Annotated in this window: 13 protein-coding genes; all 13 read left to right on the top strand. The window is 41.5% G+C overall.

The window, feature by feature from the left end; genetic code table 11:
* Nucleotides 1–467 precede the first annotated feature (467 nt).
* The 13 genes from HMPREF1548_RS05970 (at nucleotide 468) to HMPREF1548_RS05910 (ending at nucleotide 13543) form a co-directional block, all read left to right on the top strand.
* On the top strand, nucleotides 468–1124 hold the full coding sequence (locus HMPREF1548_RS05970; RefSeq protein WP_021634955.1) for a bifunctional 4-hydroxy-2-oxoglutarate aldolase/2-dehydro-3-deoxy-phosphogluconate aldolase: 657 nt from the start codon (nucleotides 468–470) through the stop codon (nucleotides 1122–1124).
* Nucleotides 1125–1159: 35 nt separating this feature from the next.
* Nucleotides 1160–2167, top strand: coding sequence for a 2-dehydro-3-deoxygalactonokinase (locus tag HMPREF1548_RS05965; RefSeq protein WP_021634954.1), 1008 nt, complete (start codon nucleotides 1160–1162; stop codon nucleotides 2165–2167).
* Between the two features lie 51 nt (nucleotides 2168–2218).
* Nucleotides 2219–2881 carry a FadR/GntR family transcriptional regulator gene (locus HMPREF1548_RS05960; protein WP_021634953.1) on the top strand — a complete coding sequence of 221 codons (663 nt, stop codon included), beginning with the start codon at nucleotides 2219–2221 and terminating at the stop codon, nucleotides 2879–2881.
* 131 nt (nucleotides 2882–3012) lie between these two features.
* Nucleotides 3013–3888, top strand: a complete 876-nt coding sequence (locus HMPREF1548_RS05955) for a carbohydrate ABC transporter permease (RefSeq protein ID WP_021634952.1) — start codon at nucleotides 3013–3015, stop codon at nucleotides 3886–3888.
* Nucleotides 3888–4724 (top strand): carbohydrate ABC transporter permease, encoded by an 837-nt coding sequence (locus HMPREF1548_RS05950; RefSeq protein ID WP_021634951.1) that lies wholly within the window; start codon nucleotides 3888–3890, stop codon nucleotides 4722–4724. The genes HMPREF1548_RS05955 and HMPREF1548_RS05950 overlap by 1 nt, the downstream gene beginning before the upstream one ends.
* Nucleotides 4725–4748: 24 nt before the next feature.
* Nucleotides 4749–5741: a carbohydrate kinase family protein gene (locus tag HMPREF1548_RS05945; RefSeq protein WP_021634950.1), complete on the top strand. Its 993-nt coding sequence runs from the start codon at nucleotides 4749–4751 to the stop codon at nucleotides 5739–5741.
* Complete coding sequence (locus HMPREF1548_RS05940) at nucleotides 5738–7174, top strand: L-fucose/L-arabinose isomerase family protein (RefSeq protein ID WP_021634949.1); 1437 nt, start codon at nucleotides 5738–5740, stop codon at nucleotides 7172–7174. The genes HMPREF1548_RS05945 and HMPREF1548_RS05940 overlap by 4 nt, the downstream gene beginning before the upstream one ends.
* 142 nt (nucleotides 7175–7316) lie before the next feature.
* A complete protein-coding gene (locus HMPREF1548_RS05935; protein ID WP_021634948.1) occupies nucleotides 7317–8168 on the top strand; it encodes a class II fructose-bisphosphate aldolase in 852 nt (283 codons plus the stop codon).
* Nucleotides 8169–8256: 88 nt separating this feature from the next.
* Nucleotides 8257–9228 (top strand): C-terminal binding protein, encoded by a 972-nt coding sequence (locus HMPREF1548_RS05930; RefSeq protein ID WP_021634947.1) that lies wholly within the window; start codon nucleotides 8257–8259, stop codon nucleotides 9226–9228.
* Nucleotides 9225–9857: an RpiB/LacA/LacB family sugar-phosphate isomerase gene (locus HMPREF1548_RS05925; RefSeq protein ID WP_021634946.1), complete on the top strand. Its 633-nt coding sequence runs from the start codon at nucleotides 9225–9227 to the stop codon at nucleotides 9855–9857. Before HMPREF1548_RS05930 ends, HMPREF1548_RS05925 begins: the two co-directional genes overlap by 4 nt.
* Entirely contained in the window at nucleotides 9854–10351 is a 498-nt protein-coding gene (locus tag HMPREF1548_RS05920) for an ureidoglycolate lyase (protein ID WP_021634945.1), read from the top strand. Before HMPREF1548_RS05925 ends, HMPREF1548_RS05920 begins: the two co-directional genes overlap by 4 nt.
* A gap of 58 nt (nucleotides 10352–10409) precedes the next feature.
* Nucleotides 10410–12050 carry a DUF5597 domain-containing protein gene (locus tag HMPREF1548_RS05915; protein WP_021634944.1) on the top strand — a complete coding sequence of 547 codons (1641 nt, stop codon included), beginning with the start codon at nucleotides 10410–10412 and terminating at the stop codon, nucleotides 12048–12050.
* Nucleotides 12051–12181: 131 nt separating this feature from the next.
* Complete coding sequence (locus HMPREF1548_RS05910) at nucleotides 12182–13543, top strand: ABC transporter substrate-binding protein (protein WP_021634943.1); 1362 nt, start codon at nucleotides 12182–12184, stop codon at nucleotides 13541–13543.
* Nucleotides 13544–13562: the final 19 nt, after the last annotated feature.

The raw sequence follows: 13562 nt of genomic DNA, 5'->3' as shown, positions 1-13562 counted from the left end.
AGGTAGATAGTATAAAAATATTTGTCTCAGGAAAGAAGAGTCTCCTTTTGAGTTAGAATCAAAATATTAAGATTCTTATTCAAAAGGAGTATTTTTATATTATAGTTGATATCAACAAAACTTGCAGGGAGGCTTTGGAGTGTTGTATTCTGTTGTGTTTAGTGCCTATATATTTTGCCAACGTTCTTGAGAGAAATAATTCGAGTGGATGGAATGGAAAAGGTAATACATTAATTATTAATTTAAATGATAATATGTATGACAAGTTGAGAAAAAATGAATAAAGAACTTTGGATTTTTCTCGACTAATTAAGCAAAAATTGTGCAAATAGCCATATTTTATTTTTTTGGGACTAATTTGTTGTAAAAAGATGTCTAATGTGATATATACTACATATAAGTTGTAAATACTGTTGAGATTAAAACTTGTATTACTTGTCAGTCAATTGAAAGGGTGGTATAACAAAATGGAGCGGACATTAAATCTGATTTTTAAAGAAAAAATTATTGCGATTATCAGAGGAATTGAACGGGATGCCATCCTGGATATGGCACGGGCGATTAAAAAAGGCGGCATAAGCTGTCTTGAGATTGCTCTGGATCACAGTACAGCCGGCTCTGTAAGGAATGCATATGAATTAATTACTTTGCTCAAAAAGGAATTTGGAGAGGAACTATGTGTTGGAGCCGGAACCGTTTTGAGCGAAGAAGAGGTTTGGCAGTGTGCCAGGGCTGGCGCTGCTTATATTATTTCTCCGAACACAAACTGTGCTGTAATTCGAAAAACGAAGCAATTAGGATTAGTTTCCATGCCCGGAGCATTCACTCCATCAGAGGTCGTAATGGCTTATGAAGCAGGAGCTGATATTGTAAAGTTATTTCCTGCTGGAATATTGGGCATAGAGTATATAAAGTCAGTTCGCAGTCCGTTAAAACATATAGCCATGTCGGCGGTGGGAAATGTGACGCCTGAAAATTGTACTGATTTCCTTAATGCGGGATGCTGTTGTGTTGGAGTGGGCAGCAATCTGGCAGACAGAAAAGTAATTGCTTGTGGAGATTTTGAAAAAATAACCAGTAATGCCAGAGAGTATGTACGAAATATAAGAGAGAATGCCTTATAATAAGAGTAAGGTATGAGTTGCGGGGGGATAAGCTGATGAAGAATTATGTGATAACAATTGATGGGGGGACAACGAATACACGTTGTATTTTGTGGGATAATACGAATAAAAAGATGGCGGAGGAGCGGCGAGGTGTAGGCGTAAGAAATACAGCTATTGACGGAAATAACCAAAAACTGAAAGCTGCGGTTAAGGAGTGCCTGGAAAACTTGCTAGCTGCAGAACATTTGGGGTATGATCAGGTTTACAGAATTATTGCCAGCGGTATGATTACATCAGATGTGGGACTTGTGGAAATACCCCATCTGACAGCACCGGCAGGACTTGAGGAACTGGCTCGTGCAGTTGTTCCGGTGAAGCTTGAAGAAATATGTCCGCTGCCGATTTATTTTATTCCGGGAATAAAGAATGCAATAGCAGATATAAGCCTAGACAATTATGAGGCAATGGATATTATGCGTGGTGAGGAAGTGGAAAGTGTTGCGGTGATTGATCGATATTTCAGTGGAAAGCCCATGCTTTTAGTTCTTCCGGGTTCACACAATAAATTTGTCTCTATAAACGATAAGGGAAAGATTGAAGGATGTCTGACATCTATTTCAGGAGAAATTCTTGCTTCTATTACAAATAATACAATTTTGGCGAAATCAGTTAGCCGAGAATATGTGGAAGAAGAATCCTATGATAGAAAATGGCTTTTGGCCGGATATCGAAATGCCAGAAAGACAGGACTGGGCAGAGCTTGTTTTTCTGGAAGGATACTGAATCTTTTTGCAGAGACAGATACAAGAAAAATTGCAAATTATATTCTTGGGGCAAGTCTTCAGGGGGATATTGAGGCGATTCAAAATTCGGATGCTATAAAAATATATGAAAATATGGATATTATTGTGTGCGGGAAGAATCCTCTCAGACAGGCACTGGTTGATATTCTGAAGTTTGAAGGCGTGGGTGGGGAAATCCGTAGTTTTGTCTCGGAAGAAGAGAATGCAACAGCGGCTCTTGGGGCATATCTTGTGGCATTAAAATCAAATATTATATGATAGGTGGTTTGAATGTTTTATAAAAAATAAAAAGGAAGTGACGTCAAACGAATGAGTTCATCAGAACATAAAAATGTAACCGAAGATGTAGTGGACTATTTAAAACAGAAGATTATGGACGGAACCTGGAAACCAGGTGATAAAATCAGTTCTGAAAACGAGCTGACTGCATGCCTTTCTGTAAGCAGGGCAAGCGTCCGTTACGCGATTCAGCATTTGATTGCGGTTGGCGTGCTGGAAAGCTTTCAGGGCAAGGGAACATTTGTTAAAACGAAGCCCATCAGTGATATCGAGCAGAAATTAAAAACGTTGTATAATAATACAAGTGTGGAGCAGCTTGTTGAGTTTCGTATTATTATTGAGGGAGAGAGCTGCAGGCTGGCAGCACAGCGTATGACTGAGGACGCTTTGAATCGTATGAAAATCCATCTTGTAAATATGATGAACAGTATATCCGACAGGGAAGCTTTTATCAATGAAGATATTGCTTTTCATAAAGAAATACTGAAAACGACAGGAAATGATCTAATCGTACGAAGCATGGAATATATTATGGGACAGATTGAATCTCAGCATCATGCGTTTAATACAGAAGATAAGTTCTCTACTGCGGTGGAATGGCATCGGAAGATATTGCTTGAACTTGAAAAAGGGAATGGAAGAGAAGCGGCCCGTTGTATGAAGAAGCATCTGCTGGACAGCGCAAAAGTGTAGGTGGAAGGAAAAAGAACAGGAGAGGTATGCATATGGGAATTTTTTTGTTCTAACTTGTCATACAACTTAATTTTATAGAAAGTTAAGTTGTATGAAGAATTGGCAAAAATTGGTAATGAAAGGGGTATGTCATGAAAAAATTTTTAAGGAAAAACAGTTTAAATCTGTTCTATTTACCTGCATTAGTGTTGATGTTGTTTTTTATAGCCTTTCCATTGTTTAATGGATTGCGGCTCTCATTTTATAACTGGAACGGATATTCTCAGAATAGGAGATTTGTGGGAATTGATAATTACGTTAATATGTTGTCCGACAGAAGTATGCGGACAGTATTTCTAAATACATTGTTGTATGGGTTCGGTTCCACGATCCTGCAGAATATATTCGGATTGGCTACAGCGCTGCTTGTAGACTCTAAGTTTAAAGGACATACGGCAGTTAGGACATTTATTTATCTTCCAATCATGATATCCGGTCTTATCATGGGTTACATTATGTATTATTTCCTACAGTATGATGGAGGAATACTTAATGAGATTTTGGGCTGGTTTGGACGGAAACCGGTGGACTGGCTTGCAGATTCCTCACGAGGGAGGATTATCATTCTGCTTGTCAACAGTATTCAGTATTATGGCAATGCCATGGTTCTGTATCTGGCAGGGCTTCAAGGCATTCCTGCATTATATTATGAAGCTGCTGAAGTGGACGGCGCTACTGCCATACAGCGTTTTCGTTATGTAACCATGCCTTTGCTGATTCCGGCGATTACATCTGCAGTAATTGTTAATCTGATCGGAAGTCTGAAACTAAATGATGTAATTGTTTCCTTAACAAACGGAGGACCCGGGCATGATACACATTCACTTTCTACTTTTATAACGCTAAATTATTTCAGATTGGAAAAGGCCGGGTATGCTTCAGCAATTGGGGTGTTTATGTTTGTATTTATTATGCTGGTTTCCAGTGTCACAAACAGATACTTCAGGAAAAGGGAGGTGGAATATTAATGATAGGGAAAACATGGAAAAAATATATTAGAAAGCATTGGTGGAAATACATTTTAGGCTTAATTCTTGTTTTTTTGACAATGATGCCATTGTATGTATTGATTGAAATGTCTTTGAAGGAGCCTACAGATTTGGCTTCCCGTCTGACCTGGCCCAACTATATTTACTTTGATAATTACATAAAGGTTCTTAAAGAAAATAATATGCTTAATGCCTATAAAAACACCTTAATCGTGACGATAGGGACAGTTACGGTGGAAGTTTTCTGTGGATGTTTGGCAGCTTATCCATTGGCCAGAAAACAGACACGGTTCAATGAATTTATCCGCAGTTTAATCCTGGCCATTATGATGGTACCGGCGGTGTCGGTATTGGTGGGTGTATATTCAATTTTGAGTGCCATTCGAGGGATTAATACACTTTGGGCACTGATTTTGATTACTGCGGCATTTGGGCTTCCTCTTTCAATTTTTTTATATACCAATTACATTACGTCTATTCCGCGAGCTTTGGATGAGGCAGCCAGGATAGAAGGGGCTAATTATTTTCAATGTTTCCTATATATTATACTTCCACAGCTCAAGCCGGTGACAGTGTCGGTAATAATCATAAAGGGTGTGCAGGCATGGAACGATTATTTGTATCCCAGTTATATTCTGCAGAAGCCTGAGCTGTATACCAATGTATTGATGGTAAAACAGTATTTTTCTTCAACAAGTTCCAATTTTCAAGGGGCAGCAGCTTGCTGTGCGGTGGCAATGTTACCGGCATTAGTGGCATATATACTGCTCAACCAATATTTTATAAAGGGTGCAATTGACAGCGCTGTTAAATAGAAATGATTACGAGGTGACAAAATCATGAAGGGTGGAGAAGAAAAGAAATATGATGTACTTTGCGTTGGTCTTGCATTGGGAAACATTGTGGTACATCCGTTTCCTGAAAAATTTGAAGGCGGGGATACCATGCAGGTGGAGGAGATTACGGTCATGTGCGGCGGTGACGCTTTTAACCAGGCGACAGTTTTGTCGGCGCTGGGGCATAAAACAGCGTTGATATCCAAGGTCGCAGATGATGTAACAGGAAATATGGTGTTGGATCAGATGAAGGCAAGAGGGGTAGATACCTCTTTGGTTGCTCTGGATAAGGAGATTGGGACAAGTTCCTGTATCGTTATGGTATATCCGGGAGGGCAGAGGCGGTTTTGTACATTTAAAGGGTGTCTGCGAAACTTTGGAGGAAAGGATATCAATTTTGAAGCGGCAAAGCAGGCAAAGATTGTAAGTATAGGTGGACTTTACTCGATGCCGTCTTTTGACAGGGAGGCAAGTATCGAACTATTCCGGAAAGCACGAGAAGGAAAAACAGCTACGGTTCTTGATACAAAATACGATGCTTTTCATATAGGGCTTGCAGGAATAAAAAATCTTCTGGAATATACGGATTATTTTTTCCCGAGCTATGAAGAAGCCTCTTACCTGTCCGGGCTGGAGAAACCGGAAGATATCGTCCATTTTTTTGTTGATAGAGGGGCATTGCATGTTGGCGTTAAGCTGGGAGGAAGAGGCTGTTATCTGTTAACGCAGGGATTTGAGGGGCTGATTCCTTCATTTAAGTCCCCAGTGCTTGATACGACGGGGGCGGGGGATAATTTTATGGCAGGTCTGATACATGGGCTTCTAAATGACTGGAAACTTACCGACAGTGTGCTTTATGCCAATGCGGCGGGGGCCCGTGCTGTATCAAGGCTGGGAGCTACTGATGAAGGGGAGTATATAGAAACAATTAACCATATTTTAATGCAGACTCCAGAAGGGGAGAAACTGGTAAAGGAGGCAGTGAAACAACAATGAAAGAGAATAGGAAAACATTGCGAATAGGCTTTGCGCCTACCCGCCGCGTGCTTACAACTCCAAAGGCTTTCAGTACAGATGAGGCGCTCAGGATAAAAAAGGAAGTGGAAGAATATGTAAAAAAATTTCAAGATGTGGAATGGGTCAATCTGGACAGTATAAATAAAGAAGGGCTTCTGTTTCAGGTATCCGATGTTAATGCCGCCAGTGAGTTATTTAAAAACAAAAAAGTGGATGCTGTATTTTTCCCATTCTGTAATTTTGGTTCTGAGGAAGCTGTGGCGAAAATGGCAAGAGAAGTTGGAAAGCCGGTACTGGTCTGGGGGCCGAGAGATGAGGCGCCGGATGAAAATGGGGACAGACTGCGGGATGCTCAATGCGGAATGTTTGCACTTACAAAGGTACTGCAGCAGTTTAGGGTTAAATATACCTATATATCCAATTGTTGGATGACAGATAAAAAGTTTGACATAGGATTTGAGAACTTCCTGGGGGCTGTATCCATTGTAAAGGCTCTTAATCATTTAAGAATCGGACAAATCGGTGTAAGGCCAGATGCTTTTTGGAGTGTAAAAGCTAACGAGAGAGAATTGATGGAAAAATTCGGAATTGAGATTCATCCGATTACATTGGCGACATTGGATGAGATGTTAAAGATAAATCTCACAGAAAATAACCATTTGGTACGGGAAGAGGTTGATTCACTTAAAGAAAGGTTTCCTAAAAATAAATATAGTGAAGATATTTGGACAAAGATGGCTAATCTGAAACTAACTATTAAAAAATGGTGTGAGGATAATCATTTGTCAGCTGTGTCAGCGGAGTGTTGGAAGCCTATGGCTACCGTAGCAGGAATATCTGTCTGCTTTACTTTTTCAGAGCTGACTGGAGAGGGGATACCAGTCGTCTGTGAATCAGATATTCATGGGGCGGTTTCATCAGTTATCGCTGCCGCGGCAGCCAGATATAGTAGCGCAACGTTTTTAGCGGATCTCACCATTCGACATCCCGTTAATGACAATGCAGAACTTCTCTGGCATTGCGGTGTATTCCCAAGAGTATTGTCAGACGATCCAGATGCAGAAATTGAGCTTCATTTCAATAGAAAAACAGCCGCTGTGGGGCAATGGGAACTGAAGCATGACGATATCACAGTAGTACGCTTTGATGGCGGCAATGGTAAGTATTCCTGCCTGTTCGGACACGGCCGCGGAGTAGATGGTCCTAAGACATTCGGAACCTATCTATGGGCAGAATTTGACAACTGGCCGCTGTGGGAGAGACGATTTATGGAAGGCCCATATATTCACCATTGTGTTGGTGTCTACGGGAAAGTGGCGCCGAGAATCTGGGAAGCTTGCAAATACATACCGGAGTTGGAAGCTGATCCAGTAAAACCTGATGAAAAGGAAATAAGAGATTTTCTGATGTGAAGTGTGAGAAGAATTTCTAAGGCCGTGAAGGACGGGAACTAAGAGCGTTTAAGCTGCATATTGGGAGAAGGTGGGAGGTGTGTTCTTCTGATTCTCACTATATTATTTGAACGCGCGCCGGAGATGCGCAGAGAGGAGTAACATGAAAAAAGAAACGCTTATGAAACAATTAAAAAAAGCCGATGAGGGAGGCTATGCAGTTCCACATTTTAATTTCTCAGATATCTGGGATTTGGAAGCGATCGTAAAGGGGGCTGAGGAGATGCATTCGCCGGTGATCGCGGCGGCATTGCCCAAAGTAAATGACGCTCTGGGAATGCATGTAGTTGGTGCAATGGCAAAAGCACTTGCGGAAAGTGCAAAGGTACCAGTTTATCTGCATCTGGATCATTCTACAGAAGTTCAGGTATCACAGAAAGCCTGTGATGAAAACTATTCCCTGGTAATGCTCGATGCCTCTAAAGAGACTTTGGAAGAGAATATTAAGAGGGTGAAAAAGGTAGTGGATTATGCCCGACCCCGCGGTGTTTTCGTAGAAGGGGAGATTGGTATGATTAAGGGACGTACTGAAGAGGGGAATTATACAGAAGATGATTTTTTGGTTCGAGTAGAAGATGCTGTGGAACTAGCAGAGAAGTCAGGTCTGGATATTCTGGCTGTGGGAATCGGAACAGCACATGGCTTTTATCAGGGAAAACCGGAAATTAATTTCAAAAGACTTGCAGAGGTGAATGAAGCGTTAGAACTTCCACTTGTGATGCATGGAGGGACAGGAATCCCAGAGGAAGATGTGAGACGTGCGATCAGAAATGGAATTAATAAGGTGAATGTAGGTACTATTATCAAATATACGTATCTAAGCACAGTGAAAGAAGTTCTAGACCGGGAAGGACCGACGATCTATACGACAGAATTGATGAAACCTGCGGTAAATGCGGTGAAGGAAGAAGTAAAACGTTGGATCAGGACATGTATGGCAGATGGAAAGGCCTGAAAGAGACAGGGAATGAATGTTGAAAGAAAAATAACTTTCAACATCCTTGATTTGTACATACGCCTTTGGCGTGCAGATAGGAGCAAGGATGAAAGTGGTAATTACAGATTGTGACCATGATAATATCGATATTGAGAAAAGCATATTTTCTGAGGCTGGAATTAGTGTGGACTTAAAAGATGTAACAACAGAAGATGATGTAATTGCAAATTGCCAGGATGCGGATATTTTTATCATTCAGTATGCGCATATCACAGAAAAGGTAATGCAGAATTGTCCGAGACTGAAGTTTGTGGTTCGGTATGGCGTAGGAGTGGATAATGTGGATGTTCTAGCGGCCGCGCGATATGGAATTCAGGTCGGGAATGTGCCGGACTATGGAATGAATGAAGTAGCGGATCACGCAATTTCACTGGCTCTTTCCATGATAAGAAAAATTATGGAAATGAATGAGCTAACAAAGAAAGACAAATGGGATTATACAAAAGCGATCCCAATACACAGGTTCAGTGAAATGACTGTAGGAGTAATCGGTCTTGGAAGGATTGGAAGGAACTTTGCAGAAAAAATGCATTCAATCGGATTTCATGTTATAGGCTTTGATCCATACTACAAGCCAACTTCTGAAACTAAAAAGTACGTATCTGCTGTTTCCATGGATGAACTGATTGTAAAGTCGGATATTATATCCATTCATTGTCCGGCCGAGGAAAATCAAAATCTGATTGGAGCGGCGGCTTTCAAAAAAATGAAAAACAGCGCAGTGTTGATAAATGTGGCCAGAGGCGGGATCGTAAATGAAGCAGATTTGAAGCAAGCTCTTGAAAACGGAGAGATAGCCGGCGCGGCGTTGGACTGTATGATTGGAGAGCCGGTAAGCAAGGATTCTCCGCTATTTGGACTGAAAAATCTGATTGTAACACCGCATATGGCATGGTATTCAGAAGAAGCGCAAAAGGAACTGAAAAGAAAGGCAGCACAGGAGGCAGTACGCTTTGCAAAAGGAGAACCGATTCATTATCCTGTAAAATATCTTGAAAGGAAGGTAGTAAAGAAATGAGAATAGCGGTTATCAATGAATTCAGTACAAAAAATAGAAATGGCGATGTACTAAAGGCACTGGAAGAACTGGGATATGAACCTGTGAATCTCGGAATGAAGGATCTTGAGGGTGAACCACAGCTGAACTATCTGGAGACGGCATTTTTATCGGCACTGGCACTGAATCTAAAGGCGGTTGATTTCGTTGTTGGAGGTTGTGGGACTGGCCAGGGATATATGAATGCTCTTCTCCAGTATCCAGGTACGTTTTGTGGCCTTCTGACCGATCCTACAGATGCTTTCCTCTATTCCAGAATCAATGCGGGGAATTGTGTATCGCTGCCGTTAAACAAAGGTTATGGAGGAGTAGGCGGTGACATTAACCTAAAATACATATTTGAAAAGCTTTTTAACGACACATATGGCGGCGGTTATCCTGAAACAAGAAAAGAATTTCAGGCCGATTTAAGAAAGATATTGAATAACCTTTCCCTGAACGCACATAAGTCCATGGAAGAAATTGTAGATACTATGGATGAGACAATATTGAAAAAAGCATTACTTTTCCCGGGAATCAGGGACATGATAGAGGAGGCTCCGGAAAGCGTACTAAAAAAGAAGATAAAGGAATGGTATGAGAAGCAATGAAAACGAAAAACGTAAATGTACTTAATCCGGGGAATTTCCATAAATTCGGAACATATCACAGCATGGTAATCATGGATACAGAACGGCTCGGACCGCCTCCGGTTGAGTTTTATCGGGATATTCTTAAAGTAGATTTCAATGGAAAGAATCCTGCATTTTCAGTGACACAGATTTCACCGAGACCGCTGATTGCCGAAAAGTTTGAATATCACAGTTATACCGGGGAGGCATTCATGCCGCTGGATGGTGATATTTTGATTCATGTAGCTCCGGCGGGAAAGAAGGAGACGGTTCCGTATGATAAGATCGAGATTTTCCTGGTACCGAAGGGAACTATGACGGTGATTAATCCAGGCGTATGGCATGCTGCGCCGTTTGTAAAAGGAGAGAAGCCAATACATGTACTGACGGTGCTTCCAGAACGTACCTATGCAAATGACTGCCAGACGTTACAATTTCCTGAACAGGAAAAAATTCAGATTATTTTGACATAATAACTGCAGCCTTAATCAGTAATTACATTATCGTAAATAGAGCAGAGAGGAATGTGGTATGGAAAGAAAAACTTTTTTTACTGTGCAGGGAAAGCCATTCTATTCCCTGGGAATTCAGACTCATAACTCCAGCAGCAGTACACCGGAATACCTGCAGTATTCCTGGAATGCTGCAAAAAAAATAGAAGCGAATACGGTGGCTGTCCCCGTTTCATGGGAACTGTTTGAGCCGCGGGAGGGTGCATTTCGAGAAGCTTTTGTTACAGATATTATCAGTCAGGCGAGGGAGAATAACCTGAAATTGATTCTGCTTTGGTTTGGAACCTGGAAAAATGGAACAATGGAATATACTCCATCCTGGGTAAAGAAAGATACCGAGAGGTTTCCCCGTGCAGAACTAAAGGATGGCAGGAAAACGCATAATCTTTCCCCTCATTGTCCAGAAAATTTGGAAGCAGATAGGAAAGCATTTTGCCGGCTTTTAGAGGTGGTAAAAAGATTTGATCAAGAATTCAATACGGTAATCGGAGTGCAGATTGAAAATGAGGCAGGTATGCATTCCGCAACGCGTAGGGACTTCAGTAAATTTGGTGATAAAGCATTTAAAGAGAATGTTCCGGAAAGACTGATTACGTATTGTAAAGAAAATCCCAGCTGCTACCTTGCAAAAGAATGGTTAAGGCAGGGGGAGAAGAGCAATGGAAACTGGACGGAAGTATTTGGCGCTGCAGGGGGGGAATGGGTAACGACATGGGCTGTGGCAGCCTATATCGATGAAATTGCCAGGGCAGGAAAGGAAATATATGATATTTTTCTTTACACGAATGCCTGGCTGAATGAGGGGAGGGGGCTGGCTGGTGTAGATTGGCCTTCAGGGACGCCACGCCAGAACAATCTTGATATTTATTATGCGGTTTGTACACATTTGGACAATATCGCACCGGATATTTATCTGCAGGAGGTGACTGGTTATCTGGATGTTTTGAAAACATATTCTCATCCGGAAAAAGGATTCCCGCTCTATGTGCCGGAATCATCCCGCTCTGTATTCAATAGCGGAATGATGTTTGAGGGAATCGGGGATTATGGTTCCATTGGTTACCATATTTTTGGAGGGGAAAGTCTACTGACAGATGATCAAAAAGAACTGAATACGGAAGAAGGTATCAGTATGAAGCATTCGTTCCATATGATCAGGAATGTGGTTCCAGTGCTTCCAGAATATACGGGAACAGACAGGATCCATGGGATTCACCGCAGGGGTATAGAACCTTCTGCCCTCATAGAAGGGCTTTTAGGAGGATGGAGAGCTTATGTGAGTTTTGAGGGAACGATGGATCAGTTTTACAGAATGGATTTTCTGCATAAAGAAGCTTGCTGGGAAGAAACATTGGGAAATAAGGGGGAACCATGCAGAGGATTGCTGCTTCAGGAAAGTGAAAATGTTTTTTATGTGGTGGGACATAAGTTCCGTATTTACTTTCTTCAGGAAGAAGAGGCGGATGGTTCACTAAGTGCTGTGACAGTTTCAGGGAAAAATTTTTCTACAAATGCAGAATATCTGAGTGTGACGGAAGGACATTTTGATGAAACAGGAAGATATTTTCCTGATGTGGTTCGGACAGGGGATGAAACACGTCATGGTACCTATGCGCAGTGGGACAGTAATGTGCTGAGAATTGAACTGATGAAAATATAAAACCCACGATTGATGCTCCGTGCATAGCTGAGGGCCCACTATGCATAGATCAGTTGTTTGCCGATTAGTTTGGCAATGGGATTTATATAGGAAACAAGGAAATGTAAGTAAAGAAAACAGGAGGGAAAAAAATGAAAGGAAAGAAATGGATCGCATTATTTTTATGTGTTACCACATGTTTCAGCCTGATGCTTGGCGCATGTGGACAGAGCGGAGAAACGGCAGCAGAGCCAGATGGCGCAGGGAAAGCATCAGTAGAGGAAAGTGAAAAACAGAATGAAATGGAAGAAACTGCAAAATCTGATGTGACACTGGAGCTTGCTGTGACATGGACGGATGAAGTTCTCGCTAAATTCCGGGAAGTGGCGGATGAATATACGGCAGAGACTGGAGTAAAGTTCGATATTGTTGCCCCCGGGCAGGAATATGAATCTCAGCTTAAAGTAAGAATGGCTAATAATGATCTTCCGGATATGTGGATGACTCACGGCTGGTCAGTCATTCGTTATAGTGAGTATATGATGGATCTGAGTGGTGAGAACTGGGCATCCGATGTTTCAGATGCAGCAAAAGGCGTAATACAGGATAAAGACGGAAAATTCTATGTTCTGCCCATCTCCATTGTTTTATCCAGTATTTGTTTTAACAAGGATGTCTTGGAACAATCGGGGGTAGACTGGACAAAGTTAAAAACAATGGATGACTTTGACGCTGCCTGCGTAAAAATTCGTGATGCAGGATTTGCACCAGTAATCATATCAGGTATGGATTCTGGAAGTGCGGGTTCTGTGCTAAATCCTTTGCTGTTTATGCAGTTTGCAACACCAACAAGCCCGTCTCATGCTCAGTTGGATTCTCATTTGGATGGTACAATAAATATTACGGAAGAATGGGCTCCCTGTTTTGAAAAGATGCTGGAGTGGCGTGATAATAATTTTTATAATGCTGATTATTTAACACAGGATCAGCCTGGCGGGCATAAGATGCTTGGTAATGGAACCGGCGCTTTTTATTTCAGAAATACGGCTAATATTGCGTCCGCATTGTCTTATTATCCGGATGCCAATCTGGGACTCCTGCCTTTTCCGGCAATGACAGAAGACGGCGGAGCATCCATGTGTATATCTGAAGGAACTACCTTTGGTATTTGGAAAGACACAGAATATGAGGCAGAATGTAAAGATTTTCTTAACTGGTTGGCTCAGCCTGAAGTGGCGGGCAGGTTCTTTGCTTTTGACGGTGGTACTGCGGGGTTAAAAAGTACTCCGGATGACTCTCTGATTGGAAAATTGCATCAGGAGGTTATAGAAGCTTATGGCGAAGATATCTATTATGATAATATTTTTGACAGAAAATATCTGCCCAATGGTGTGTGGAATTCCATGTGTGAAGCTACTTCTATGCTTTTAAACAATACGCCTGTACCTGAAGTTGGGAAATATATGCAGGAAGGGTTTGATTCCTGTTATGCAGAAGCGCAGATGGAAAAATGACCTGTTAACCAGTACATAA

Origin of the sequence: Clostridium sp. KLE 1755 (assembly GCF_000466465.2) — a bacterium.
Classification (GTDB): Bacteria; Bacillota; Clostridia; order Lachnospirales; family Lachnospiraceae; genus Eisenbergiella; species Eisenbergiella porci.
Note: the sequence above shows the minus strand (reverse complement) of the source record. Positions and strands in the feature narration are given on the sequence as shown.